Here is a 25,337-nt window from a genome sequence, read left to right on the forward strand (position 1 = left end):
ACACATTCATTAAAATTAATTTTTACATATTTATAATCAATTTGTTCTTTTTCCGTTATCATCCCATTTTCCAGAAACTGCAGATAACATTAGCCATGGTTCAATAAACATATTAATTAAAATATGAGCTACGATTGGTGCAAAGGTACTTCGTGAAGCTACAATATAAAGCGCTGCGAGAAGACTTCCTAATATTGTGGTACTTATAATAGCAGGTAATGCAAACTTCCAATCCCTTTTCAAAAGTAGCCACACACCGTGAGCAATACCAAAGAGTATCCCTGAAAATAGTATTTGTGTCACGTCTGAAAATCCAATTGTTAATAAGTATTCCATAAGTAAATGTCTAAAAACAACTTCTTCTACTATCCCTGTTACAATTGCAGCCCATATTCCAATTACTTTAAGCCAAGAAATTGTAAATAAATGTGCTTTTACGAAAGGTAATGCACTAATTGTATAAGCAATGTATCCCGATATGATAAAAAGCGAAAAAATCCAAATAAAAACATTTGAAAATACTTCTACCCTAAAGCCAATTCCATTTTCTATAAAACCTTCTGGATTATTAAAATACCAAAAAATGATACTAGTTGTAAGCATCGTTGAAATACTTACTAAGATCCAACTAGTTTTATTTCTTTCACTTGAAGTAGTCAATTCATTCATAATATCCCTAGCCTCCTAATCATGAACTAGCCGAATACTCATTTCTTCGAAAAATTCATGTTCTAATTTTGTTTAGACCTCTATTTCGTTTGATGTACATCTTATCTGAATTCAATATAACGAACGAAATATTTGCCAACAATACGTTCGGAGTAACATGTTGTTATGATTGTCTAAGATGCCTTTTTCAAAGCATGACCTGCATTCCCCTAAATGATGGATATGCTATAATTTTTTTCAAGAGGTGATCAAGCTGAAAATAGAGGTAAAAATAGATTCCGAGTATGAAGAGCCGCATGTAACAATTTGTACAGCAAAACTTACGCCTACGATACAAGCTGCTATTTCTTTATTGCAACAAGAGCAAGAAGAACAAATTTTAACAGGGATAGCAAATAATAAAACATATATCATTGATCCAAATTCAATAATTGTTATTCGAACGGAAGGAAGAGAATTAGCTTTATATGATGAAGCTGATAATCGTCTCATTTTAAATAAACCTTTATATGAATTAGAGCGACAATTAGGGAATAATTTCATTCGGATTTCTAAATCTGCAATTATAAATCTAGCAAAAGTTAAAAATATCGAAGCTTCATTTAATGGAACATTGGAGATTGAGCTAGTTCTAGGAATCAAAGAAATTATTTCTCGTAATTATCGAAAGCAATTTAAAAAGCGTTTGGGGGTTTAAGTTATATGCATTTTTTTAAAAATGTAGCATTTGGTGTAAGTATGGGGTGTACAGTTTTTGTTTTGATTAATCTTTTTGGTTCTTGGATTTTTGGAGAGATTTTTTTAGAAGCTATTACGGCTGATTTTACACATCAGGCTCTAGGTTCAATTATTGTGGGACTAGCTTGTGTATTACCATCCCTTATTTACCAAGTAGAACGTTTAACGTTTTTACTACAAACAGCTATCCATTTTGCAATTTCTATAGGTACTTTTATTGTTGTTGCGCTATCTTTAAAATGGCTTCCAACATCATCTCTAGCAATAACTTTGTTAATGCTATTTTTTAGTGTTTTGCTCTTTACTCTTATTTGGCTGTTATTTTATTTATATAACCAATCTGAAGTGAAAAAAATGAATAAAAAGATTGATGAGCTAATAAATAAAAATAATATCCTATAATTTTTTATTAAGAGAAAACTAATGTGAAATTTCAATACAAGGGGGAAAATGAAATGTTTATCAAAACGAACAGACTATTAATAAGAGAGTTCGAAGTTCAAGATTGGCAAGCTGTCTATGAATATACTTCAAATCCAACTGTGATGAAGTATATTCCAGAGGGCGTTTTTAATGAGGAGCAAGCAAAAAAGTTTGTTTCAGAAAATAGCGGTGAAAAAGCAAAACACTTCCCTATTATTTTACTAAGTGAAAATTTTGTTATTGGCCATATTGTTTTCCATCAATACTTTGGTGATCATACGTATGAAATTGGCTGGGTATTGAATCCGAGCTATTACAACAATGGATACGCCTCAGAAGCTGCAAAAGTTGTACTGGACTATGGATTTAAAGAAATGAAACTGCATAGAATTATTGCAACTTGCCAGCCGGAAAATATCCCATCCTATAAAGTGATGGAGAAAATTGGCATGAGACGCGAAGGTTATTTTAAAAAATGTATTCCACATGGAGATGAGTGGTGGGATGAATACTATTATGCTGTCTTAGATGAGGAATGGATATAAGATATTTTCACTTCGGCTATTTCAAGATCTACATCGTCGTATTAAAATAGATGGGAGAATTATATGAAAAAGACAGCTGTATTATTGTATCCCCAATTTAGTGAATATGAATTGAGTGTAGCATTATCTATATTAATGCAAGGAGATAAACCCATTGTAACTGTTGGGTTAAACACTGAAAAAATTAAAGGGGAATCTGGGTTATCTTGTATAGCCGATACACAAATAAGTGAAGTTAATCTTGACGAAATCGATAGCTTATTGCTACCAGGCTGTATGGATATAGCTTTACTAATAAATGAGCAAAAATTAATTGATTTTATTGGTAATGCGCATGCCAAAGGAGCAACAATTGCAAGTATCTCTAGTTCTCCATCTCTTTTAGCGAAAGCCGGAGTATTAAAAAACAGAAAGTATACTGTTGGATTGCCGCTAGAAGTTATAAGAAAATTAGACTTCTTCGATCTTAATCATTTCTCTGAAGACCTAGTTGTCCAAGATGGAAACATCATAACTGCAAGAGGTAGAGGATTTATACAATTTGGGATTACTGTGGGGAAAGCCCTACATCTCTCGTTTGATGAAGATTGGTACAAAGAATAAAAAAAGCTCTAAATGATATGAAAGATTACTACAATAAAAGATGGCAAGTTTCTAGAGAATATTGAGCAAGAGAGGTAGAAATGGCTACTTCTCTTATTTTATTTCCAAAATGTCCAATCTGTTGGACATTCTTTCGCTGTTCTATCAGTCATTTTGGCGTTTCTATCCACGTTTTTCGCTGTTCTATCAGTCACTTTGCCGTTTCTATCCACGTTTTTCGCTGTTCTATCCGTCACTTTGCCGTTTCTATCCACGTTTTTCGCTGTTCTATCCGTCACTTTGACGTTTCTATCCACGTTTTTCACTGCTCTATCCGTCACTTTGACGTTTCTATCCACATTTTTCGCTGTTCTATCCGTCACTTTGACGTTTCTATCCACGTTTTTCACTGCTCTATCCGTCACTACTCGTTCCTTCACCTTCATATAAAGCCTTTAAAAAGAAAAAAATCAGTAGGAAAACTCCCACTGATTAAAACGTTACTTTATTTCGTTACCCTCTAAATGTTCCCGATATCTCCTATGGACAGTGGCTTTGCTTACGTCAAAGCCTAGCCCCCTAAGAGTCATAGCTATTTCCTCAAATGTGAAGCCTCGATTGCGGAGTTTAACGATCTCTTCTATAGGGACATCTTTACGTTCCTGGCCGTTTGGGTTTCCTCGGTTAGATAAATTATTTTCAGGGCGGTAGCCATTTTCAACTGCCCGACGCATGCCACGACGTATTTTAGCATTATGGATTCTACGCTGGTACTCCTCTACAATTGCTAAAATTTCTAGGAGCATCGTATCCATTTCATTTAATTGTACAGGTCCCTCGTCTCGCATAGAGAAAACATTAGTTTCAGTTTTCTGCAATAAATGCAAAACGGCCATTCGAGCATTTCCACGTCCTAAACGTGTTTCATCCTGCACAAATAATGCTGTTACTTCTTTTTCTTTTATGAAATCGAGCATTTCTAGTAATCCTTCTCGTTCCACATCATAGCCACTATGCTTATCCTTAAAAACAAGTTTCACTTCGTAGCCCTGTTCTCTAGCATAGCGTACTAACTCCTCCTCCTGTCGCTCTAATGAGGAGCTTTGTGTCTCTTTTTCTGTACTCACACGGCAATAGACAACAGCCGATTGTTGTTTTGTTATCATTTTACATTTCTCGCAATTTCAATTGAATTTATAGAATTGGGTTGGTCGTCACCCACTACTGGAATCACTAGAGAATTACCTGCAATAATTCGTACGTTCGATAATTCATTTTCTGCCTTAACAAGCTTAATCCATTCATCCGATTTCATTTTACCACGGTATTGTTCGGCTAACGACCATAAACTATCACCATGTTCGACTTCAATTTCTGCGTATGTGACATCCCCTGGATCTGTTATAAAAAGATATGCTGTAAATAGTAGACAAGCTCCTAATAAAGTTGTAATATGTGGATTTTTTTTAAACCAGTTCATGTGTATAACCCCTTTTCAAGAATGTTTGTTCGGAATATATGTTCTTATAATAATGCGAACAAACGTTTTTGTCAAACACTTTTCGAACCTATGTTTGCTTAAGTGTTCGCATTCTGCTATACTACTAATAAGTAGAATGACTAGAAAAAAGAGGTGAGCAATCATGAAAAAAGTTTCGAAAAGACAAGAGGCCATATTAGATTTCATTAAAGAAGAGGTACGCACAAAGGGGTATCCACCATCTGTACGTGAGATTGGTGAAGCAGTTGGACTTGCTTCAAGCTCTACAGTTCATGGACATTTAGCTCGTTTGGAGCAAAAAGGCTTAATCCGACGCGACCCAACTAAACCACGTGCCATTGAAATTCTAGAGCCAGAGGATTCTATTCAAAAGCAACATGTTATACATGTCCCACTTGTTGGGAAAGTTACTGCAGGTTCTCCGATAACTGCTGTTGAAAATATCGATGAATATTTCCCGCTACCGGATATTTATGGTACAAGTGAAGATCAGTTATTTATGCTAGAAATTATGGGTGAATCAATGATCGAAGCTGGCATTTTAGACGGAGATTTAGTTATTGTTAAACAAAAATCTACAGCTGATAATGGTGATATTGTAGTTGCAATGACTGAAGAGAATGAAGCAACTGTAAAGCGTTTCTTTAAGGAAAAAAGTCATTTCCGTTTACAGCCTGAAAACGCAACAATGGAGCCAATTATCGTAGACCAAGTTTCTATTTTGGGCCATGTTGTAGGTCTTTATCGTCGTGTTCATTAAAAGTATCTCAATAGCAGCGTACAAAAAGAGGATTCTATGTTCACAAATGGGCATATACCTCTTTTTCTTATTTTTGAGTGCCTTTTTATACACTAAAAAAGAACCCACTGTATAATGGATTCTTCCCTCTAGCAATGTCTTTAGTTAATTTAAAAAAGCTCATCCCCATAACGTGGGGGTGATTTTCGTTCCGGCCGGGCGCTTTGTTGCTGCCTCTTCGCTTTCGCACAGTTAAAACATTTGTTGCTGCCGCTTCGCTTTCGCACAGTTAAAACATTTGCCGCTGCCGCTTCGCTTTCGCGCAGAGCTTCCTAAGGGCGTCCGATGAGCCGCTTTTATGGCATACATCTATTTTTCATGTTTATTACCAAGGTTATCTTGCCATTTATACAAAATTCTATTCCGTAATGCTTATAAAGTTTTATGCCTCTACCTTGAATTTCAAACTCGCCTTTACAAATGCATAGAATAATTTTTTTGATGCTTCATCACCTACAATGGCTAGCTCTTCAGGATGCCATTGTACTGCTAGACAAAATGGTAAATCTTCGTGTACGACGGCTTCAACGATACCATCACTTGATTTGGCTGCCACTTTCAATTTTTCTGCTGCTGCGTTTATTGCCTGATGATGAAATGAATTTACCGCTATTTTTTCTTCCTCGATAATTGTTGTTAATAATGTATCCGGTGTTAGATGAACATGATGTGTAGCAACGCCCCGTGCCGCTTGTTGCGTATGCTTTATTAATTTTTTACTATGATATTCACTATCAATGTCCTGATAGAGTGTGCCTCCAAATGCAACATTCAGCATTTGAATCCCTCGACAAATCCCGAAAATCGGCATTTTCCGAATAGAGGCGGCTTCAATCAATGAAAGTTCTACTGAATCCCTTTCCGGATGAATCTTCCCTAACTTTGGTGTAGGTTCTGCACCAAAAAGAAATGGATGTACATCATATCCGCCCGATAGTAATAATCCGTCCGTCAACGATAAAATTTGTGCTACATCCTCTTCAACTCCAATCGGAATTATAAGAGGTACACCCCCAGCTTCAATTATACTTTTGCTATAAGCAGCATTTAATCTTGAGGACAAATCATCCTCCGCAAAGGCTGTTATTCCGATAATTGGTTTCATCTTATCCCCTCCATGATCTATATCTAGCATTAACTACCTATAAAAGCTTGAAGACTATTAATCATCGAAGGACTCCTCCACTGATTAATTACCAAAACCCAAGATACCAATTCATCAACGCATCCCCATAGAAATAGATAATAATAGCAGCTAAAGCAATAGAAGGTCCGAATGGTATAGGTGTTTCTCTTCCCTGTCCGCGTACTTTTAACACTACTATTCCAACAATCATGCCAATGACAGCAGCTATAAATAGTGTAAGAATTGCATGTATTGTACCGAGTACGAGACCAAGTAAAAAGAATAATTTAATATCGCCTCCACCCATTCCACCTCTTGATAGGACAGCTATACAATATAATATGCCAAAACCTACCAAAGCACCAACTACACTGTCCCACCACGGAGACAAAGGAGATATGACGCGTCCAAAAACGAGCAATGGTAAAAAGAATAATAGCACTTTATCGGGTATAAGCATATAAGCAAAATCCGACACGACAATAATGACTAATAATGAAATAAATAATAGTGCTACAAAAAATTCTGCACTAAAGCCTAATTTCCAATAAGCAAATGTAAATAACATGCCTGTTATAAGTTCCATCAATGGATAAATCCAAGAAATTTTTTGCCCACAGCTTCGGCATTTTCCCCCAAGAAATACATAGGACAAAACAGGTACCAAATCAAGCGCCGTCAACTGTCTCTTACAAGAAGTGCAATGAGAGGGTGGACGCACAATGGACTCCTTCAAAGGCACGCGTAAACCAACTACATTAAAAAATGAGCCTAAAAAGAGCCCAAATATGAAAACTGTAATTGTATAAGCAATCTCCATTTTTATTTCCTCCTATACTAATAGACGCCCATACATTGGAAGTATGCGCGCCAATCAATCTATTGTTGTCCTTCATAATAGAACGTCGTTACTTGTATGGTAGATTTTAAGGCTGTATCTGCATCCTCCTGGAACTTTGCTTCCTCTCCAGTTGCTGTGAAATCGATAGCATCAATTTTCATCACACGATTAATTTTTTCAATCTCTTTTATAAATTCAACCATTGCATTTTTATCCAGTGCGACAACATCAATATTAAATGTTACTAATTTTAATTCCTTTGGTATGGAATCTTTATTGAGAGTAGCAGTTGGTATTTTATCTTTCACTTCAGGTGTTTCATCATTCTTAGCAACAGCTTGTTCCTCAGCTTCATTTGCAGATTGCTTTGGTTCAACCTGTTCCTCAGAATTTGCCGAGTTGGGATCTGTCATAGTAGAATCCATTACAAGTGAATCATAATTATTAAAATCCACAGCTTCTACCCGTGTTCCCGTCACCGCTTCAGTCTCTTCAATATTTCGAATTACCTCTTCAATAGCTCTAGTTTGAGGTACTTTTTTACGCAATGTTAAATTACTTCCACTAGATGATTTGCCATTCTCTTCAATTACAGCAATCTGCTTCTGAATAGTAGACATTTCTTGTTGAAGTGCGTTAATTGAACTTTCCTTCGCATCTACTTCTTCTAATTTAGGTGTTACTATATAGTAATATAGTGCAAATAAAATAGCTGCAACGAAGGCTGTTAAGATAAGAATCGTTGAATTTTTACTACTAGTCATGATTCTCTACCTCCAGCGAGAAATTTAAAATCAATTCCTAATGTAATCGTTGCCGAATAACGTGGCACTTCCTTAAACTTGTTCTTAGTATTTTCTTCCTCTTGATTTCCAATAGCAACATCAAAATTAGAAATAGTATCAACCTGTATATCATTGAAATAGCGGCTTACTGTTAGCTTCTCTAAATAAGATGATATGGCTGACATTGTTTCAAAATCAGCCGTAACCTCAACATTTTTTTCACCAAATACATAATCCCGTAAATACGTTTGCTCGGGTAACAATACTTGGGTTTCATCCATTAAGGGGGTCACTGGATACGAGACTTTTTCCACAAATTGTACAGATTGTTCCAATGAGCCTTCGTTCACATTTCGCTTTACATCTAGCTCAGTTTGAAGTTGTTCGTGTTGGGATGAAAGCTCCATTTCCTGCGCACTTAATTTTGTAAGATCACTTTTTGCTTGGAAAAACAAGAAAATCATATATCCTACTATCATACCAATTAGAATTATAAATACTATATAGAATAAAGCTGGTGTTGAATGCTTTTTTTCTAAATCTGGTAAGAGGTTTATTTCTGGTACCATCAGTTAACCTCCTTTAATGCAAGTCCAATCAGGCTTGCAAATTTCTCTGAAAATTGAGGGAATGATTTTTGAATGACTGAATCATTTAACATAATAATCGGTGTCATAAAATTATTTTCTAAAAACTCTTCAATGGTAGGGAGTAGTGGATTATCTCCTAAAATGATAATCTCATCAACACTTTTCTCACCTTTATGTAAGGAAAACTTAAAGAAATTCATGATACGATCTATTTCAAGCATTTGATCGGTAAGAATGATACGATAATCATCTTCGGCATCTAAACGATAAGCAAAACTAAACTCCTCTTTTTCTTCAAACTTCCACTCCGATAAATCTGTATCAAATGATTGGTACCGTAAAAATTCAAGTTGACCATTCGAAAAAATACTAATCGACAATTCATTGATGGACCAATCCGCTATTAAATAAGTTCGATTATCTTTTATTAACTGCAAATGATCTAACAGACGAATATTACACAATGCACGAATATCTGCTACTTGAGGTTCTAATGAAGCATCGAGTAAAAGACCAATCATTTTCGTCACTTCTTCTGAAGGTGCTGCAAATAGCATCGCCTGTCCATCACTAGGTTTTGGATCATACACATCAATAAGTGGATCTTGGAATGGAAGATGAATGGACTGACCAAGCTCCATCTCCACATACCCTTTTAATTCATGCCACTCTATATCATCAGGATGCTCAAAGCTCTTTAACAAAACGGAAGTATCCGGTACAAAAATACGCGCATTTTGCTTTTTGCCTGCCCATTTTGCCACATCATTTTTCATGACATCAAACAATTCCATTTCATCATGAATAACAGAACCCTCAACCATTCCCTGTACTAATGGCAATTCATAGCCCTTCCATTGCGACGGGTCAGCACCTTTTGCTACAATCGCACGTAATATATAATCCTTTATCTCAATCGACACATGCGATTTTTTCTTTTTTGTAAACACGGGGAAAGATGCCTCCTTTTTGATTTTTATAACAAAAATCAAATATATTAATCTTTCATTTGAACATCCAATTTGCGAATTGGATGTTCTTTGAAAGATCATTACTTATTCATAACTTTATTTAAAGCTTCTTCAGATATATTAGTATCTCCCGCTTTATAAAAACCATCGACAGTAAATTTTGTCGTATTTCTAATTTTCCCTAATTCACTATAATGTATAATATATTTTTTGTCTGCTTTAGTATATGTTACTTTATCATTAGGATCTAATTCACCTTCGAAAACGTCTTTAAGTACTTCTTCCTTACAAGTAACAGTATCTTGAGTCGTATCACCACAAGCTCCATCAGCAATAGCAATTTTTGCACCCGCTAGGACACCTGCAGCATCTGAAAGAATTGCTTTGTCTTTAGAATTGTTAATAATATTCCCAATAGCAGGAATGGCAATCGCCGCAATAATTGCTAGAATTACAATTACCGCTAAAAGCTCAATTAACGTTAACCCTTTTTGATTTTTTAATAGTTTTTTGTTCATGATTTTTTTGAACATCGGTGTTCCTCCTTATAAATTGTTATAATTAGTCCAAAAATATGTACACCTACAACAACAACAACTACTACTACTACAGACTTTTCTATACCACCCCCTTAAAAGATAGAACGCTTACATATTTTCGTATAATGCGAACATTGGTAGGAAAATTGCCGCGACAATCACTCCTACAACCGCTGCTAAAACGAGTATCATTAATGGTTCTATGAGCGATTTTAATGTATCAACGGAACGATCTACTTCTTCCTCGTAAAAATCCGCGATCTTTTCGAGCATATAATCAAGCGAACCTGTTTTCTCTCCGATAGATGTCATTTGGGTTACTAAAGGAGGGAAAAGCCAACTTTTTTCTAGTGGTTCAGATAATGTACCGCCTTTTTCTAGGTTATCTCTTGCCTCCAGTACAACCTTACCTACAACTGGATTCCCTACAACTTTTTCAACAATTGTCAGTGCATGTAGAATAGGCACTGAACTACTGAACAAAGATGATAAGGTTCTAGTCATGCGAGCAATTACATTTTTTTGCATTAAAATACCAAATACAGGTATTCGAAGTAATGCGTAGTTCACATTGTAATGAAATTGCTTATTATTTTTATAGAAAAATCGAAATAGAACAATCGACAATATGAGAATCCCAACTACAACATACCAGTAAGCTATTAACCAATCTGAAATACTGACAACAACAACCGTTAATATTGGCATTTCTATGTCCATTTCTTCAAAAGTAGCCATAAACGTCGGAACGATAACTATCATTAAAAACATACCTACCGCGATTGTTAGCACAGATAAAATAGCTGGATATGTTAATGCTGATTGTACTTTCTTTTTAATTTTGAATTGCTTTTCAAGTGTCCCTGCTAAACGCTCTAACGTCTCATCGATATTCCCCGTTGCCTCACCTGAGCGCATCATATTAATAAACATTACTGGAAAAACCTTAGGATGCTTGGCGGCTGCATCTGAAAATGCTGTACCCCCTCGTATATCTTCTTCCACTTGTTGTAAAGCTCTTTTCAATGCTTTACTTTTAGTTTGCGTACTTAAAATATGTGTTGCCTCTACAATTGAAACGCCAGCACGGATTAGTGTTGCGTATTGGCGACAGTAAATAACGAAATCCTGGTGCTTTACTTTACCGCCAAAGTTTAAGTCTTTGTGTAAAATGCTTTTAGACGCTTCCAGCTCACGGGCATTAATGCCTTGTGCTCGTAATTTTTCAAGTGCTACCTTTTTGTTAGTCGCGTCAATGATTCCTTTTTTGTGTGCACCAGTTTTTGTGCGTCCACTATATCGAAAAACGGTCAATTATAATCCCCCGCATTCATATATGGCCTTGCATCCTCTAAGGAAATTTTCCCCATAGCGATTAGCTGCTGCATAGAAGATTCCAAAGTATGCATACCTAACGCTTTACTCGTCTGCATAACAGTAGGAATTTGGTGAACTTTTTCATTTCGAATTAAATTTGAAATAGATGGTGCTTGTACTAATATTTCAGTTGCAGCAATTCGCCCCTTGGCATCTTTACGTACAAATAAACGCTGTGAAATAATGCCCACTAAAACATTGGCTAATTGTACACGAATTTGTCCCTGCTGATGTGGTGGAAAAACATCTATAATACGATCAATCGTAGTTGGAGCACTACTTGTATGTAATGTCGCCATCACTAAATGGCCCGTTTCTGCAGCTGTAATGGCTGTAGAAATCGTTTCGTAATCACGCATCTCTCCTACTAAAATAATGTCGGGGTCCTGACGAAGAGCAGCACGCAAACCATTGGCAAAGCTCTGAGTATCAACTCCTACTTCACGTTGATTGATAATGGATTTTTTATGTATATGTAAATATTCAATTGGGTCCTCAAGCGTTATAATATGCTTTGATTTTCTTTCATTAAGATGATCAATCATTGCAGCGAGCGTTGTAGATTTACCAGAACCTGTTGGACCTGTTACTAAAATAAGACCCTGTGGCTTTTCTGCTAATTGATACAGTATCTGTGGCATATTTAACGATTCAATGGAAGGAATTTTTGCTTCAATCAAACGGGCAGCTATCGTCACTTCATTGCGTTGATGATAGGCATTTACACGAAAACGACATTTTCCTTGCAATGAATAGTTAAAATCGGTTTCCCCTTTATCATGAAATTCTTGTAATTTATGCTCAGGTAAAATAGTTTTAACCATTGTCTGTAACTCTTCAGAAGTTAGTAGTTCACTCCCATACCGTTCTAGTTGTCCATGGATACGATAAACTGGCGGGATTCCCTTTGTTAAGTGAAGGTCAGACGCTTTTTCTTCAAATGCGCGTGTTAATAGCTCATCAATATTTCTACATGTTGTCATGAACGATTCACATCCTAATCTGCATTTGCTACACGCAATACTTCTGAAGTGGTTGTTTGTCCTTCTACTACTTTTAACAACCCATCTACTAGTAATGTGTAATAGCCTTCTTGTTTCATATAATCACGCATAGCACTATCACTACTTCGACTTAAAATCATTTCTTTAATATTGCGATCGATTGGTAAAATTTCATGAATAGCCATTCGTCCGCGATACCCGGTTTGATTGCACGAAGGACAGCCTCTTCCGCGTCTACCATGTGTAACACCATCAATGCCGTTCTTATGCAATATTTCTAATTCATGCTTGGTAAAAATATAATCTTCTCCACAATCCCGACAAATTCGTCGTACTAAGCGCTGTGCCATAATTCCTACTAGTGAGGAGGATAATAAAAACGGTTCTATTCCCATATCCTTTAGTCGAGAAATTGACTCAACAGCACTATTTGTATGTAAAGTACTTAAAACTAAATGCCCTGTTAAGGAGGCACGCACTGCTATTTGCGCAGTTTCAAAATCCCTTATTTCACCTATCATTACAATATCTGGGTCTTGACGCAAAATGGAACGCAATCCAGTGGCAAATGTTAAACCGACTTCTTCTTTCACTTGAATTTGGTTTATACCGTCGAGCTGATACTCAACTGGATCTTCCACTGTAATGATGTTGACATCTTCTTCATTCAAGTTACTTAAGGCCGCATATAATGTAGATGATTTCCCTGATCCTGTAGGCCCCGTAATGAGCAGAATACCATTAGGATTGTCAATCATGTTTCGGAAAAGGGCTTCGTTTTGCTCTGTAAAGCCAAGCTTGTCAATAGAATTGGCTACACTACTTAAGTCCAAAATACGCATGACGACTTTTTCCCCATAAACAGTCGGAAGCGTCGAAAGTCGAATATCTACTGGCTTGAAATTAACATTCGTTTTAATTCGTCCATCTTGAGGAATTCGATTTTCCGTAATATTTAAGTTCCCCATAATTTTGATACGTGCTAATATTATGTTTTGCATATGTTTCGGTAATGAACGCTCGGTTCTCAATACACCATCCACTCGATAACGAACCCTTAAATCCGTCTCCTGTGGGTCAAAGTGGATATCACTCGCTCGTTGGGCAACTCCGTTTGCAATGATCTGATTAACTAGTCGGACAATCGGAGAATCCTCTCGTTCAATTTCCTCCTGTGTTTCAGCAACTGTCGCGCCAATGTCGAGCAATGCCGCTTCCATAGACTCTTGTAAATCATAGTATTTCGTTAGCGTACGATATAAATCATCCTTAGCTGCAATACTTGTTTCGATTTGGCAGCCCGTCGCCATACGTACTTCTTCAATTGCGAAATAATCCATCGGATCAGCCATCGCGATGAAAAGTTTATTTTTTTCACGACGAATTGGAATTATATTTGTTCGTTTAGCGAGTTCAGCCGGAACAAGTTGAAGTAAGTCCGGGCTTATTGAATATTGATTTAAATGAATATGTGGGATCCCTAGCTGAAACTCAAGTACTTCAATTAGCTGCTGCTCTGTTAAAATATTTTCCTTTATAAGAAAATCGCCTAATTTCTCTTCTTTTGTTTTGTTCGTGAGCGCAAATTCTAATTGCACGTTTGTAATAACACCAGCTTCAACAAGTAAATCACCTAAGCGCTTTCGCCCAGTTTTTACGACCATTCACATATGCTCCTCTCTTTATGGGCTTGTTTGTACAAAATTCCCACCTTTATCATAGTACCCATATACAATCTCAGGATCATTCGGATTTTTTGAAGTATTCGTATCTGTAGATGTATCTTTATTGGTTTTCACAGCTTTATTGCTGGATGTTTCATTTTCAGATTGTATATCTGGTAATCCATCTCCATCTAAATCCATGTTTAAATCAGGATCACTTGAGTCGGAAGTTCCCACTTTCTCACTACTATTTTCTGGAACAGCAGGTTGTCTTGAAGATTTCACGATGATTTTATTAACGGGTGGATAATAGTCACGGCTGACTAGTTCCTCCGTAGAGTTACCATTTTCTAAAATCGAACGATAAACTTCGACCCGTACACCTTCTTGACCTTTTTGGATAACCTTTTCGCTGCCTACTGGTAAGTCTTTAGAATAGCGAATAATGACCCGTGGTTGTATGATCTTATCTTTACTAACTCGAACAGTGATTTCTTTTTCTTTCTTTTGAGCTAATAATTCCACTTTTAAAGAATCACCTTCTACTGTGAGTTTTAACTTGTTCGATTGATCAGAACGGTTTACAAATTGCAAATCTTTATCTAACGCACGATTTACCCTCGCATCCAACCCTTGCTGTAAATAATTTGGCCTCTCTTCTTGAGAATGTCTCTCTGAAATCTCATATTCAGTTTGAAGAGCAGCATGATAAAGCATAGAGGCTACGAAATTAATTGCTTCACTATTTGCTTCGTCATATTTTTCTTCTATCGTTGTTAAATAAGAAAATGGCACTTCCGGTAAAATAATAGAATCATTTAGCATATTCGTTAGTTTATCAACACCTATTGCATTTGCAGGTATTTTCTCAATCGATAGAGCCAAACGGTCTGCTTCTATTAACTGAGTATCTGATACTGTTGCATTGATTTTATGACTTTTCAAATAAGAAATTTGAGTGATAATCGCATTTAAGGTCGCATCAACCTCCCATACACCAGTAGACTCAAGCTGCTTTTTCACTTGATCATCTACTTCCACATGTAAGGGTATATGTACCGCTTGTTCTTGCTTCCAGAAAGCAAACCAAGACTTGTCTGTTAAACTATGATATTCAGCTATAGAACTATCTACATCAAATACAAATAATTTTGGATCCAGTGAAATCGTAATATTGGCCCCTTCTACGCTAACAGGAGCGTCTCGCCAAATATTAATAGCCTCTTGTAAAGCATTTTCAATATCACCACCCTCTAAATCCTTAACCGATATTCCTCCGATTGTAGATTCAACACCTTTAGCCAGTGCACTATCTACGATCATATTAGGTACCCAGACTGTTAATAAGATGATTAGAACAGCTACCATTGCGCCTAACTTCAAATATAATTTCATAGCCTCACCACCTTTACAAATATAGTAAGAAAAATAATGTCTATTTACTCATATGAAACAATTACTTTTTATTCATATTTTTACAATACAACACAAACTATATTTAAAAATGAGTCTTTCATCCTAAAAATAGTTAAAATTTAGTGAACTTACCTTTTATAAGTATGAAATTGTAATTACTGTTGAAATGTTGTTAATGTGTTTTATGGACTATAAAATAAGGGCATATATCTCCATGAAACTTCCGATGTATACAGATCGAATCAACCACCCTAGATAGAAAAGACTATTAATTTCAGGTTCAATTGAAAGGTTGCATTTTTAATTCAAATAGCACCCTCTTTTTTATTCTCACCAAGTTTTTAACCAATATTAAAATAAGGGTTATTTAGAAAATCTGAATTCATTCCAGACATTCTAAATAACCCTTTTCTATTACTTTCTCACATGCAATAGGAACCCCATTCCACCAATCGTCATAGACTAGACTGCATTATAAGCTTCTCTAAAGCTAACTATATAGTTGTAAAAATAATGTCATTACTAAGAAGACAAACTTAATATTCTATTGTATAAAAGTCAGAATATCGGATTCTAAACAACCTCTTCATGCTCCGTGATCTTTATTCTACTTCAAGCATACTATTAGAAATTGTTAAATTATTATTTTCTTCAAATACTAAACCACCATTTGATATTGTATCTTCAATCGTTTTTGGTTTGTAAGTAACAGTTGACCCTCCACTCGTATTTACTGTATAAGCCATTATTCCTCCTATAACTTCTCCTGATCCTCTCATTGTGATTTTTGCGTCTGGGGCATAAATATATAAGTCGTGATTATAAGACCCTCCTTCAACAGTGATATTTGATCCACCTGCATATAGATTTCCTTGTACGCTACCAGAACCATTTATTTTTATATCAGCTGATTTGGCATATATAGAAGCTTTTGTTTTTGTATCACCAGTAAAATCCATTAACGAAGTGCCTGTATAATATACACTTAATTGCCCTATGTCCCCTGTATTATTCATACTCGAATCTCCCTTTAAATTAAAGGTATCCATAATATACAAAGTTAATCTACCACTTCCCGTAATATTTAAATGCCCTTGAGAGAAGTCAAAGTTATCTATATATAAATTTTTGTCTGAATCACCTACATCTATAGTTAACGTTCTGTCCGAAGAAACCGTAAGCGTTTTCAAGTACATACTTTGAGTAAGTGGGAGCGTACCACTAAAGTTTTGATACCCATTTATGTGTCCATTTCCCCCACCATCAATCTTAATTGAATGATTTTCTAACGGGAGTTGAATTTGCTTTCCATCGATAGAAACTTGAATTGAATTTGTATATGGTCTTGTGCTTAAACTAGTAAATTCATTATCCGGGAAAGGTGGTAATACATCCTTCGGAAATGCAACATTCCCTATAATCTCATTAGTAACATTCATCCAGCTCGGCTTTGAAAACTTATCTGGAGTTGTTCCAATCTTACCAGTAATTTTAGCACTCTCTTGTGTAATATTAATTTTTCCACTGTCAGAAACAACATCCCCATTAAGTTTACCTCCTCCAAGTTCGATGTTTTTTATAGCGTGGATAGCAGCGGAATTTGAAAAACCAGAACCCGTTCCGCTTCCTAAATCGATTGTAATTGTCTGTGCTACTGTTCTCGTTTTCTTGCCAACATTACCAACGGACGTTATTTTATATTGTAATTGTTCAGCACTTTCTTGAATAACTGTTACATTTGCAAAAGTTTTTTCATTAAATTGTTCATCAAAAGTTACTGTATCAGCATATGTTGATTGATTCTTTTCAAAAATTTTTTCTAAGCTACTTTCAAATGCTTCTATAAAATCTGACTTAAATTTTTCCGGCTTTCTTTTATCAGGAGGTAGCTTATTGAATTTTTTTCTATTTTCATCGTATGTAATTTTAACTAATTGTTCTACTTTACTTTTTGTACTGTTTAAGCCACCTTCCGCAATGTAAAAAACAGATTGGTCATCTCGCTCATTAGCAGACATCTTTAATGAATTAGCAGTAAGTGTTAAAAGCGTAATTCCAAGAACTGAGATAAAAGCGATTGTCAAAGTTACTAAAAGTAATGAATAGCCATTTTCTTGTTTTAGATTCTTAAACATTTAGCTGCCTCCCCTAAAATAGATTGTTGATGAAAAAGGCTTACTATTTGGCGTTGTAATATCAATAATTACATAACTCCGTTTATCTTCAATGTTAAAATCAAGCACATTCGCTGCAATCATTTCATCATTTCTCGTAATCGTCTGATCCTTTTGGTGGTATACATAAGTATATTTTTTATTATTTTGATTATTTATTAGTGTATATTCTGTATACTCATCTAAAGCCTTTTTATGAATTTCCGTAGATTTACGCGTATCTTTAGTAACAACTTTCAAAATATAAGTTGTGTCAGATAATTGAATAGTCGATTTCATTTGTTTATCGCTTGTAGTTTTACTGTTCGTTAAGATAGACATAAGAACAATAGATACAATCGTAGCTATTACAGTAACAGCCAAAACTTCTAGTAAGGTTACGCCTCTCTCATTTTGGAATTTAGACATATGAACCACCTCTTTTCTTACAAGCTAAAGATATTTTGCATTTTCGCTTTTAATGTCGCCCCTCTTGAATCATAAACTTCGATAGTAATCCTAACGGTATTATCATGCGGTATATCTTCAGCATTCACTATTATGATTTCCTTATTTTTAGCATTAGAGGGTGTCACTTTATATCTCGTGATATTACCTGTTGAATTCACTTCATCCTTTTCAGCTAAGTACGGAAAATTAGAGTCCCAAGTTTCGGTCGTGGTAGATTTAAAGTAGTTATACATTTTCTCCATTTCCTTTTGCGCTAAATAGGTAGCATCAATAATTTGTTCAGAGCTTTTTCCGGTTTTATTCGATTGAATGAGTAAGCCGAAAAAGGATAATAAGATGATAGTTATTATAACTAAGGAAGCAACAACCTCAATTAAAGAGAATCCCCCTTGACTCTTAAATAATCTTCTATTTTGACGCTTCATTTTCTCCCTCCTTATGCTGATCATACTTTTTAGTAATGTAAGTTAATCAATTATGCCTCGGCATAATCACGTCTGGAATCGGCTTTGCGCTTTTTCCTGCAGATGTTTTTTGCGAAAGCGTAGTGCTAACATAGCGACAACGGCTAACATCCCCTAAGCATTCCTCTCCGATTCCGTGACGTCCGCCGGAGGCTTTGGGCCAACGTGATGTTGGTCATTCAGTCGTGTGTTATTGTTGTTGTTGTTGTTGTTGTTGCTGTCGCTTCGCTTTCGCACAGTTAAAACCGTGTTGCTGTCGCTTTGGCACAGATAAATTGCCACAGGACGTGGCGAGTTCCTATGTTTAGCAGGCGTTTGGACACCCGCTGAAAGAAGTTACAAACACATTAGACTTAAACACTAAAACAATAGTACTTATAGTAATTAAACTTTCCTATTAATTGAATATTTTCTGTGCTAATTATACTATTTCATATATAAACGTCATTTACAACACTACTTTCTCGTATGAATTTGTATTTATTTTTAAATTTTTCAATTCCTAAAATATATAGATCAAGCTAAGGTTAAATGATCATATAAATCGATTAGATATAAAAAAACCGTTTACCATAAAATAAAGGTAAACGGTTTTAATGTTGTTTTAGTGTAACTCCATACTTTAGATATATATTATTTATTTATTTCTTCAACAACCTACCCGACAACAGCAAACCAATCCCACCTATCAAAATAAACAGGATAGCTCGTATTAATAAGTCCAGGGCGGATAAATCAAAGAATATAAGCTTAATAAACGCAATCACTAAAATAACAAAACCTGTTAGGCGTAATGTCTGTAAGTTACGCACGGTACTCAGCCACAGTGAAATACTGGCTGTCAGGAATAATGCGATCGTTGAAAAGGCAATGCTTAGTTTCCAATCAAGCAAACTATTATAGGAAAGTTGATGTATAAGACCCCAAACCGATATCATCGTAAGCACAACGCCTGCACTTACAACTTGGTCTAGAAGTTTCTCTGCTTGCTCTTGATAGATTTGATAAATGCGCCCCTTCATCAGTACATCAATCATAATTGCTACGATTACAGCAATATACACGATTCTTGTTACTATATTTAGCCACTCGACACCTTGCATATTGTACGGAATAATTTCAAGCATTACGGTGAAGAGAACGAAAAATCCACCAAGGACTGGCGTTAATGCACGCCCCTTGTATTTTGTTGGTACTAAAAGTGATCCCGCGAAAAGTAAAGCAAGGATTAAACACGTTAGATGCGGGATATTACCAACACTTGCAAAGTACAATTCATCCAGCTTTCCGATATAGGCTAAGAAATAACCAGCCGTAATAACTGCTAAAATATCAACCACATATATTTCCTTCATAAACTTTTCGAAAGATGTCAGTGTCTCTTTTGGACGTCTCGCATATACATAAATAATTAGGAGATATATTCCCGGCATTATTAAGCTAATATGATCTATGCTGAAGAATGGTGTCGGCTCATGAATAATAAAGTTTAAAGCGAGTGTAATTGTAAATGAAAATGAGCCGACAACCTTCATCATACTTGCTCGTAATCGTAAACTCATCATAACGCCTGCAAAGGTGATGAACGGGAAGAGCAATTGATCTACTCCCCCTGGTAAATTCATAACTAGTAGCGTATTACATAGTGTAATAAATGCGAGTGTTACGGCACTATCAAATGCCTCCTGCCATTTTTGCTTATAGCCATAACCCGCTACAGCTGCAAACAAGCTGACTACTACGAGTAATAGTGCTTCACTATATTCAATTGGTCTAATAATAAAGTTCAGGAGTAATAAACTAAAAGTTCCTAGACTGAACTGGAGTCCGACATGAATATTTTTCAGTTTAGACTCTGCGTCATATAATCGGCACCAACTCGTGTAATAAATAGTTAGAACAACAAGGAATCCTATTGCAAAAGCAACTCGGTTGTCATGGTTCATAAACGCTATAATGCTGACAGCTAGCAAAGAGAAAAAGGTTGCTAGATAGAATGCCAACTTCTGCTTGTGTTGAAGAATGACAAATTGCAACATCATAAATAGCATAACCACATAGATTAAGATGATAACAGGACTAAAATCCATATATTCTAGTAAATATGGTAGTAATAATGATGTAAACGCTACAAATATTGTTAGTACTTCATTTTTCTTTAAATAGCTAATAATAATACCGTAGCCGATATAAACAACGGCAATAACAAGTGCCATCGTTAAACCTATGATTTCATACAATATCGCACTTGCGGCTGTTGTTAATATCCCAACAATAAATGCACCACCGTATAAAGAAATTGTTATAGCCGGTGATCCTGTTTTTTTACGCTCTAACACATAAGCTATTACTGCTAAGGCAAATGATAATACGTAGGCAAGGATAATTTTAACCTCGTTCGCTAAATAGCCATAATCACTAACAAGCTTAAGTCCCCAAAGTACCCCCATCACTAAAATGACCATAAATAATTTTGGAAGTGCCCACATAATACGTTCTTCCAATGTTCGCTGTGGCTGCACCTTTTCTTCTGGATTTGTCATTATTTTCGGCTTTGGTTCCAAGTTTGAATTTGGCTTTAGGATTTGCGCTGGTTTTGGTGCAAATTGATCAACCATGGATTGCCTAGCACTCAAGGCATTTGATTTTTCAACAGGTTGCTGACGTTTTAAGCCTTCTAATTCCTGCCGTAAATCCATCATTTCCTGCTCGAGCTTGGCAACCCTCTGCTCCATTTCAAGCGACATTCAATCGTCCTCCCTACTTTATCTTTATCAATTTTTTATCATTATAACACATTTACCCAAAATGTAAAATTACACTTTTAATTTATTTCCACCCTTTTTATCTAGGTCTTCTATACATTAAAGCACGTTGACTATCACTGGTTCCCCGCGTTGTAGGATCTACGACAACTCCTAATAAGGCGAAAATTGATAATACGGTATTTAAGATGGTCATTGCCTGCTCACTCATTACACTCGTTAAATCATAGCCAAAAATAGCTGCTACTTGCTGTGCGAGTAATACAATCAACGAAAAAAGCGCTAGTAAAAATGGTTTATGCTGAAAACGGATCTTCCAGTTAATTCTCATAATTGCTCACCTCCCCTTCTCATCCACAGTATATGCTCGGCCGAAACGTACACATATGCAAAAATGGAGCTATAACCGTGGATAAAGGAGGTGTTATTAAATACTATTCGATTACGGGAGCACTATTAACCTTCGACAGAAAAATTATGTTCCTCTCTTCCATCGGGTAATTTAAAGAACGGAATGTTAAAAAAGCCATCTCAGTAATGAGATGGCTCGATGCCTTTATGTTTATCAAATTTCCGTGCAACGTAAACTAACCCATAAACAAGTGGTGTTGCAACAATGGAGGCCAAAAATTTAAATATATACTGTGTGATAAATAATGTCAGTAACACCTTAAATGGCATTATTCCAAAAAAGGCTATCGTAACAAATAATGCCGTATCGATGAGTTGGCTTAGCATCGTAGAAGCATTGTTTCGAAGCCAAAGCTTTCCGTCTCCATGCTTTTCTTTAAATTTACTAAATATCACTACATCCAAGTTAACACTGATCGAATAGGCTATAAGACTTGCAATAATGACACGCATACTGCCGCCGAGAATTGTCTCAAACTCCTGCTGATGAACAAAGGCTTGTGCAGGTGGTAGTTCAATGGCTATAGCGATAAAGAATACCGCAAACACTTGAGCAATAAGCCCTGTTCTAACCGTGCGACCACCCGCTTCCTTACCATAGACCTCGCAAATTACATCAATAAGGGGATACGTAAAAATAATTAAAATCGCTGCGGCTGGAAGCACCATCCATTCGCCTATACTAAACACTTTAACAGCTAAAACATTAGCTAAAATTAAAAAGCCAACAAACAATCCATTTAAATAGTAAAGCATCAGCGATTATCCACCTTTTCAGGATACATATCGTGGTTCATCAAACGATGCTCTGCCATTTTTTCATATTTTGTGCCTGGTCGGCCATAGTTACACCAAGGATCAATGGACAAGCCACCACGAGGCGTAAACTTACCCCATACTTCAATATAGCGAGGCTCAATCAGCTTAATTAAATCATTCATAATGATGTTGACACAATCCTCATGAAAGTCCCCATGATTACGGAAACTAAATAAATATAGCTTTAACGATTTACTCTCGACTAGCTTTTTATCTGGAATAAAAGAAATATACATTGTCGCAAAGTCAGGCTGCCCTGTCATCGGACATAGACTCGTGAATTCCGGGCAATTAAATTTTACAAAAAAATCGTTTTTCGTATGCAAATTATCGACTGCTTCAAGTATTTCCGGTGAGTATTCAAATAAATACTTTGTATTTTGGTTCCCAAGGAGTGTTAAATCCTGTAAACCTTGTTCTTCATTTCTTCCTGCCATAAAAAATGCCTCCTCAAATTGTGAGAAGTCCATTGCGTGAAACCAAATAAAAAAAAATCGCCATATCCGCATTTTCGGATATGGCGTAGATGACGTCATCCATAGTTTTTTATAGAGGGTATGCGCTATGAACCTCTTTCTTATTCGCTAGTTATATTAACTTAATGAACGTTCTCCGTCAACTAATTTTTTCACAACATGGAATTGACAAAAATACCCTAACGTTGTATGGTTAGTTACACAAGTAATTAACCATACAACATAAGGAGGTGGATTGTGATTCACTCTTTAAACAATGAAAAGCCCATTTTCCAACAAATACGCGAACGAATAGAGGACGGAATTTTAGATGGACTCCTACAACCCGAAGATCGCATTCCATCCACAAATGAATTCGCAAAGGAATATCAAATTAATCCTGCAACAGCTGGAAAGGGCGTGAACGAATTAGTGGACAAAGGCGTAATTTATAAAAAACGTGGCGTCGGCATGTTTGTGAGTACTAACGCTCGTGAAATATTAATTGCAGAGCGTAAGGAAATTTTTTTTACGCAACATATAGAGCCGTTAAAGAAAGAAGCAATAAGATTAGGTATCTCAGATAAAGAATTACAAAATATGTTACAGAGGGGTTAACGTATGAAAATCGAAGTGAAAAATGTTAGTAAATCATATAGACATAAGGAAGCTTTAAAAAATATCTCTTTTACAATTGAGGGACCAAAAATCATTGGATTTTTGGGTCATAATGGCGCTGGTAAAACAACATTCTTAAATTTATTATCCGGACTTATTTCAACAACTAAAGGAAACATATCCGTCAATGGAGAAAATGTTTTCAATGTACCTTTAACTTTACGTGACATTTGTTTTGTCGCAGAGAATGAAAACTTTCAAGAGGAAATGACAATTGCACAAACGTTAAAGGCAAATAGCTTCTTTTATCCAAAATGGGATGGAGAGCTCGCAATGGAGCTACTAGAAGTTTTTGCTCTAAATCCAAAAGATAAGGTTCGCAGTTTATCAAAAGGAATGATGTCTGCGTTAGGCATTATTACAGGCTTTGCGAGTAACGCAGGGATTACAATCTTTGATGAACCTTATATCGGACTCGATGTAGCTGCCCGAAATACTTTTTATGATTTATTGATTGAACAACAGACCGACAATCCAAGACTCTTTATATTGTCTACACATTTAATTGATGAAGCAAGTAAGCTATTTGAGGAAATACTTATTTTACACGAAGGACAATTAATGCTTCAGAAAACTGTGGAGGAATGGCATGAGAATATTGTTGCAGTAAAAGGTAATCCTTCTGATGTTGAGCAGGCAATTAGTGGTCTGAAAATTATTTATAAGCATACGTTTATGCAGGAGCTAACTGCAATTGTCTTCACTGATGGTCAATCCATTGAAGGACAGAATATTATGCTTGAACCTGTTTCATTACAGGATATGTTAGTGTATTTAAGTAAACAGCAGAAAGAGAGGGCTATTAAATGAATACTGTAAAGGGAAGCTTGTATGTATTATTTCAAAGCTACAAAAAACAAATTATAACTTTTTGGTGCATTTTATTTTCGATCGTCCTATTGTCGTTTTTCTTAGATACTTTTTTTGACCTATATATTTATAATTTTTACATTATGATTTCTATACCTGTTTATATCTTTTCCAGTATCATGGCTGCAAAGTTACTAAATAAAACCCTATCCTATTTTTTAAGGCTTGGTTTAAGTCGCTTACAATTTATGTTTAATGTGGGGCTCTTTTTCATCTGTTGGAGCTTAGTAGGCGCCTTCATAATTGGCTGTACACAAAAAATACTTACTAACGTTTCTAACATATTCATTATTCATCCTATTTTACTTTTTAATAATTCCCCATCATTTTTACAAACGATGGCATTGGATACTGTTCTACTGCTCTTCTTCCTAACTTCCGGCCTTTTATTGAATATCGTCTTTTATCGCTTAGGAACTCTTGGCGGTTACAGTTTTATAGGATTACTCGTATTAATTCCGATTGTTACAATCATTTTCAGATGGTATACTCCTCTGTTTGACCTACTATCAAATATATCTAGCTTCGCTCTATTAAGTGGTTTATTAGTTTTTAGTATATTACTCTACTCTATCTTAACAATGGCGATCAGAAATACTTCTGTCAATCCAGCATAATTATTGCTATTCGGCATACTTTCAAAAAGAAAATGATGCCAAGACCAAAAAATATAGGTCTTGG

The 25,337-nt window shown here is 35.8% G+C and carries 29 protein-coding genes; 8 read left to right on the plus strand and 21 right to left on the minus strand.

The genetic code is table 11. The features are described from left to right. Positions 1-36 precede the first annotated feature (36 nt). Positions 37-669 carry a CPBP family intramembrane glutamic endopeptidase gene (locus ABNX05_RS10270; protein WP_349659636.1) on the minus strand — a complete coding sequence of 211 codons (633 nt, stop codon included), beginning with the start codon at positions 667-669 and terminating at the stop codon, positions 37-39. Positions 670-913: 244 nt separating this feature from the next. Here ABNX05_RS10270 and ABNX05_RS10275 point away from each other — a divergent pair, with 244 nt between their 5' ends. The 4 genes from ABNX05_RS10275 to ABNX05_RS10290 all read left to right on the plus strand — a co-directional run bounded on the left by ABNX05_RS10275 (position 914) and on the right by ABNX05_RS10290 (position 2,978). Then, positions 914-1,366 (plus strand): LytTR family DNA-binding domain-containing protein, encoded by a 453-nt coding sequence (locus tag ABNX05_RS10275; RefSeq protein ID WP_349659637.1) that lies wholly within the window; start codon positions 914-916, stop codon positions 1,364-1,366. 5 nt (positions 1,367-1,371) lie between these two features. Continuing rightward, positions 1,372-1,809, plus strand: a complete 438-nt coding sequence (locus ABNX05_RS10280) for a DUF3021 domain-containing protein (RefSeq protein ID WP_349659638.1) — start codon at positions 1,372-1,374, stop codon at positions 1,807-1,809. A 53-nt stretch (positions 1,810-1,862) separates the two neighbouring features. After that, complete coding sequence (locus ABNX05_RS10285) at positions 1,863-2,375, plus strand: GNAT family N-acetyltransferase (protein ID WP_349659639.1); 513 nt, start codon at positions 1,863-1,865, stop codon at positions 2,373-2,375. A 63-nt stretch (positions 2,376-2,438) separates the two neighbouring features. Beyond that, complete coding sequence (locus ABNX05_RS10290; RefSeq protein WP_349659640.1) at positions 2,439-2,978, plus strand: DJ-1/PfpI family protein; 540 nt, start codon at positions 2,439-2,441, stop codon at positions 2,976-2,978. A 98-nt stretch (positions 2,979-3,076) separates the two neighbouring features. Here the strand turns inward: ABNX05_RS10290 and ABNX05_RS10295 are convergent, their stop codons facing one another. The 3 genes from ABNX05_RS10295 to yneA are packed head-to-tail and all read right to left on the minus strand — an operon-like array spanning position 3,077 to position 4,437. Then, positions 3,077-3,403, minus strand: a complete 327-nt coding sequence (locus ABNX05_RS10295; protein ID WP_349659641.1) for a hypothetical protein — start codon at positions 3,401-3,403, stop codon at positions 3,077-3,079. A gap of 54 nt (positions 3,404-3,457) precedes the next feature. Continuing rightward, the gene (locus tag ABNX05_RS10300; RefSeq protein WP_349659642.1) at positions 3,458-4,123 is read right to left on the minus strand and encodes a YneB family resolvase-like protein; all 666 of its coding nucleotides are present in this window, start codon (positions 4,121-4,123) and stop codon (positions 3,458-3,460) included. Beyond that, positions 4,120-4,437 carry a cell division suppressor protein YneA gene (yneA, locus tag ABNX05_RS10305; protein WP_349659643.1) on the minus strand — a complete coding sequence of 106 codons (318 nt, stop codon included), beginning with the start codon at positions 4,435-4,437 and terminating at the stop codon, positions 4,120-4,122. The genes ABNX05_RS10300 and yneA overlap by 4 nt, the downstream gene beginning before the upstream one ends. A 163-nt stretch (positions 4,438-4,600) precedes the next feature. Here yneA and lexA point away from each other — a divergent pair, with 163 nt between their 5' ends. Next, complete coding sequence (gene lexA / locus ABNX05_RS10310; RefSeq protein WP_349659644.1) at positions 4,601-5,218, plus strand: transcriptional repressor LexA; 618 nt, start codon at positions 4,601-4,603, stop codon at positions 5,216-5,218. 421 nt (positions 5,219-5,639) lie between these two features. On the opposite strand, the gene ABNX05_RS10315 is transcribed toward lexA, so the two are convergent. The 17 genes from ABNX05_RS10315 to queF form a co-directional block, all read right to left on the minus strand. Continuing rightward, positions 5,640-6,362, minus strand: a complete 723-nt coding sequence (locus ABNX05_RS10315) for a gamma-glutamyl-gamma-aminobutyrate hydrolase family protein (RefSeq protein ID WP_349659645.1) — start codon at positions 6,360-6,362, stop codon at positions 5,640-5,642. 88 nt (positions 6,363-6,450) lie between these two features. Then, entirely contained in the window at positions 6,451-7,203 is a 753-nt protein-coding gene (locus ABNX05_RS10320; protein ID WP_349659646.1) for a prepilin peptidase, read from the minus strand. A 59-nt stretch (positions 7,204-7,262) separates the two neighbouring features. Beyond that, the gene (locus ABNX05_RS10325) at positions 7,263-7,988 is read right to left on the minus strand and encodes a potassium transporter (protein WP_349659647.1); all 726 of its coding nucleotides are present in this window, start codon (positions 7,986-7,988) and stop codon (positions 7,263-7,265) included. After that, entirely contained in the window at positions 7,985-8,578 is a 594-nt protein-coding gene (locus ABNX05_RS10330) for a PilN domain-containing protein (RefSeq protein WP_349659648.1), read from the minus strand. The genes ABNX05_RS10325 and ABNX05_RS10330 overlap by 4 nt, the downstream gene beginning before the upstream one ends. Further along, positions 8,578-9,549, minus strand: coding sequence for a type IV pilus biogenesis protein PilM (gene pilM / locus ABNX05_RS10335; RefSeq protein ID WP_349659649.1), 972 nt, complete (start codon positions 9,547-9,549; stop codon positions 8,578-8,580). The genes ABNX05_RS10330 and pilM overlap by 1 nt, the downstream gene beginning before the upstream one ends. Positions 9,550-9,650: 101 nt before the next feature. Continuing rightward, complete coding sequence (locus ABNX05_RS10340; protein ID WP_349659650.1) at positions 9,651-10,103, minus strand: prepilin-type N-terminal cleavage/methylation domain-containing protein; 453 nt, start codon at positions 10,101-10,103, stop codon at positions 9,651-9,653. 114 nt (positions 10,104-10,217) lie between these two features. Then, positions 10,218-11,423, minus strand: coding sequence for a type II secretion system F family protein (locus tag ABNX05_RS10345; protein WP_349659651.1), 1,206 nt, complete (start codon positions 11,421-11,423; stop codon positions 10,218-10,220). Further along, the gene (locus tag ABNX05_RS10350) at positions 11,420-12,469 is read right to left on the minus strand and encodes a type IV pilus twitching motility protein PilT (RefSeq protein WP_349659652.1); all 1,050 of its coding nucleotides are present in this window, start codon (positions 12,467-12,469) and stop codon (positions 11,420-11,422) included. Before ABNX05_RS10350 ends, ABNX05_RS10345 begins: the two co-directional genes overlap by 4 nt. Positions 12,470-12,483: 14 nt before the next feature. Continuing rightward, positions 12,484-14,154, minus strand: coding sequence for a GspE/PulE family protein (locus tag ABNX05_RS10355; protein ID WP_349659653.1), 1,671 nt, complete (start codon positions 14,152-14,154; stop codon positions 12,484-12,486). 18 nt (positions 14,155-14,172) lie between these two features. Continuing rightward, positions 14,173-15,549, minus strand: a complete 1,377-nt coding sequence (locus ABNX05_RS10360) for a G5 domain-containing protein (RefSeq protein ID WP_349659654.1) — start codon at positions 15,547-15,549, stop codon at positions 14,173-14,175. Between the two features lie 623 nt (positions 15,550-16,172). Then, the gene (locus tag ABNX05_RS10365; protein ID WP_349659655.1) at positions 16,173-17,705 is read right to left on the minus strand and encodes a pilus assembly PilX N-terminal domain-containing protein; all 1,533 of its coding nucleotides are present in this window, start codon (positions 17,703-17,705) and stop codon (positions 16,173-16,175) included. Next, entirely contained in the window at positions 17,706-18,152 is a 447-nt protein-coding gene (locus ABNX05_RS10370; RefSeq protein WP_349659656.1) for a type II secretion system protein, read from the minus strand. Positions 18,153-18,169: 17 nt separating this feature from the next. Further along, a complete protein-coding gene (locus ABNX05_RS10375) occupies positions 18,170-18,619 on the minus strand; it encodes a type IV pilus modification PilV family protein (RefSeq protein ID WP_349659657.1) in 450 nt (149 codons plus the stop codon). Positions 18,620-19,299: 680 nt separating this feature from the next. Continuing rightward, the gene (locus ABNX05_RS10380; protein ID WP_349659658.1) at positions 19,300-21,405 is read right to left on the minus strand and encodes a DUF2339 domain-containing protein; all 2,106 of its coding nucleotides are present in this window, start codon (positions 21,403-21,405) and stop codon (positions 19,300-19,302) included. Between the two features lie 97 nt (positions 21,406-21,502). After that, the gene (locus ABNX05_RS10385; RefSeq protein WP_349659659.1) at positions 21,503-21,754 is read right to left on the minus strand and encodes a phage holin; all 252 of its coding nucleotides are present in this window, start codon (positions 21,752-21,754) and stop codon (positions 21,503-21,505) included. Between the two features lie 200 nt (positions 21,755-21,954). Beyond that, entirely contained in the window at positions 21,955-22,590 is a 636-nt protein-coding gene (locus ABNX05_RS10390) for a queuosine precursor transporter (protein WP_349659660.1), read from the minus strand. Continuing rightward, positions 22,590-23,090: a preQ(1) synthase gene (queF, locus tag ABNX05_RS10395; protein WP_049668571.1), complete on the minus strand. Its 501-nt coding sequence runs from the start codon at positions 23,088-23,090 to the stop codon at positions 22,590-22,592. The genes ABNX05_RS10390 and queF overlap by 1 nt, the downstream gene beginning before the upstream one ends. A gap of 276 nt (positions 23,091-23,366) precedes the next feature. Between queF and ABNX05_RS10400 the strand changes: the two genes are divergently transcribed. The 3 genes from ABNX05_RS10400 to ABNX05_RS10410 are packed head-to-tail and all read left to right on the plus strand — an operon-like array spanning position 23,367 to position 25,273. Further along, on the plus strand, positions 23,367-23,726 hold the full coding sequence (locus ABNX05_RS10400; RefSeq protein ID WP_349659661.1) for a GntR family transcriptional regulator: 360 nt from the start codon (positions 23,367-23,369) through the stop codon (positions 23,724-23,726). A 3-nt stretch (positions 23,727-23,729) separates the two neighbouring features. After that, the gene (locus ABNX05_RS10405; RefSeq protein ID WP_349659662.1) at positions 23,730-24,596 is read left to right on the plus strand and encodes an ABC transporter ATP-binding protein; all 867 of its coding nucleotides are present in this window, start codon (positions 23,730-23,732) and stop codon (positions 24,594-24,596) included. Then, positions 24,593-25,273: a hypothetical protein gene (locus tag ABNX05_RS10410; RefSeq protein ID WP_349659663.1), complete on the plus strand. Its 681-nt coding sequence runs from the start codon at positions 24,593-24,595 to the stop codon at positions 25,271-25,273. The genes ABNX05_RS10405 and ABNX05_RS10410 overlap by 4 nt, the downstream gene beginning before the upstream one ends. Positions 25,274-25,337: the final 64 nt, after the last annotated feature.

The sequence above is a fragment of the Lysinibacillus zambalensis genome (genome assembly GCF_040183165.1).
GTDB lineage: Bacteria > Bacillota > Bacilli > Bacillales_A > Planococcaceae > Lysinibacillus > Lysinibacillus zambalensis.

Bases quoted from the DNA above. Each gene is read 5' to 3' on its own strand.
- ABNX05_RS10295 (WP_349659641.1), bottom strand. From the start codon at position 3,403: ATGAAGGTGAAGGAACGAGTAGTGACGGATAGAGCAGTGAAAAACGTG.
- ABNX05_RS10280 (WP_349659638.1), top strand. From the start codon at position 1,372: ATGCATTTTTTTAAAAATGTAGCATTTGGTGTAAGTATGGGGTGTACA.
- ABNX05_RS10285 (WP_349659639.1), top strand. From the start codon at position 1,863: ATGTTTATCAAAACGAACAGACTATTAATAAGAGAGTTCGAAGTTCAA.
- ABNX05_RS10320 (WP_349659646.1), bottom strand. From the start codon at position 7,203: ATGGAGATTGCTTATACAATTACAGTTTTCATATTTGGGCTCTTTTTA.
- ABNX05_RS10350 (WP_349659652.1), bottom strand. From the start codon at position 12,469: ATGACAACATGTAGAAATATTGATGAGCTATTAACACGCGCATTTGAA.
- ABNX05_RS10380 (WP_349659658.1), bottom strand. From the start codon at position 21,405: ATGTCGCTTGAAATGGAGCAGAGGGTTGCCAAGCTCGAGCAGGAAATG.
- ABNX05_RS10385 (WP_349659659.1), bottom strand. From the start codon at position 21,754: ATGAGAATTAACTGGAAGATCCGTTTTCAGCATAAACCATTTTTACTA.
- ABNX05_RS10375 (WP_349659657.1), bottom strand. From the start codon at position 18,619: ATGAAGCGTCAAAATAGAAGATTATTTAAGAGTCAAGGGGGATTCTCT.
- yneA (WP_349659643.1), bottom strand. From the start codon at position 4,437: ATGAACTGGTTTAAAAAAAATCCACATATTACAACTTTATTAGGAGCT.
- queF (WP_049668571.1), bottom strand. From the start codon at position 23,090: ATGGCAGGAAGAAATGAAGAACAAGGTTTACAGGATTTAACACTCCTT.
- ABNX05_RS10410 (WP_349659663.1), top strand. From the start codon at position 24,593: ATGAATACTGTAAAGGGAAGCTTGTATGTATTATTTCAAAGCTACAAA.
- ABNX05_RS10325 (WP_349659647.1), bottom strand. From the start codon at position 7,988: ATGACTAGTAGTAAAAATTCAACGATTCTTATCTTAACAGCCTTCGTT.
- ABNX05_RS10340 (WP_349659650.1), bottom strand. From the start codon at position 10,103: ATGTTCAAAAAAATCATGAACAAAAAACTATTAAAAAATCAAAAAGGG.
- ABNX05_RS10315 (WP_349659645.1), bottom strand. From the start codon at position 6,362: ATGAAACCAATTATCGGAATAACAGCCTTTGCGGAGGATGATTTGTCC.
- ABNX05_RS10355 (WP_349659653.1), bottom strand. From the start codon at position 14,154: ATGGTCGTAAAAACTGGGCGAAAGCGCTTAGGTGATTTACTTGTTGAA.
- ABNX05_RS10370 (WP_349659656.1), bottom strand. From the start codon at position 18,152: ATGTCTAAATTCCAAAATGAGAGAGGCGTAACCTTACTAGAAGTTTTG.
- lexA (WP_349659644.1), top strand. From the start codon at position 4,601: ATGAAAAAAGTTTCGAAAAGACAAGAGGCCATATTAGATTTCATTAAA.
- ABNX05_RS10390 (WP_349659660.1), bottom strand. From the start codon at position 22,590: ATGCTTTACTATTTAAATGGATTGTTTGTTGGCTTTTTAATTTTAGCT.
- ABNX05_RS10365 (WP_349659655.1), bottom strand. From the start codon at position 17,705: ATGTTTAAGAATCTAAAACAAGAAAATGGCTATTCATTACTTTTAGTA.
- ABNX05_RS10270 (WP_349659636.1), bottom strand. From the start codon at position 669: ATGAATGAATTGACTACTTCAAGTGAAAGAAATAAAACTAGTTGGATC.
- ABNX05_RS10405 (WP_349659662.1), top strand. From the start codon at position 23,730: ATGAAAATCGAAGTGAAAAATGTTAGTAAATCATATAGACATAAGGAA.
- ABNX05_RS10300 (WP_349659642.1), bottom strand. From the start codon at position 4,123: ATGATAACAAAACAACAATCGGCTGTTGTCTATTGCCGTGTGAGTACA.
- ABNX05_RS10360 (WP_349659654.1), bottom strand. From the start codon at position 15,549: ATGAAATTATATTTGAAGTTAGGCGCAATGGTAGCTGTTCTAATCATC.
- ABNX05_RS10330 (WP_349659648.1), bottom strand. From the start codon at position 8,578: ATGGTACCAGAAATAAACCTCTTACCAGATTTAGAAAAAAAGCATTCA.
- ABNX05_RS10290 (WP_349659640.1), top strand. From the start codon at position 2,439: ATGAAAAAGACAGCTGTATTATTGTATCCCCAATTTAGTGAATATGAA.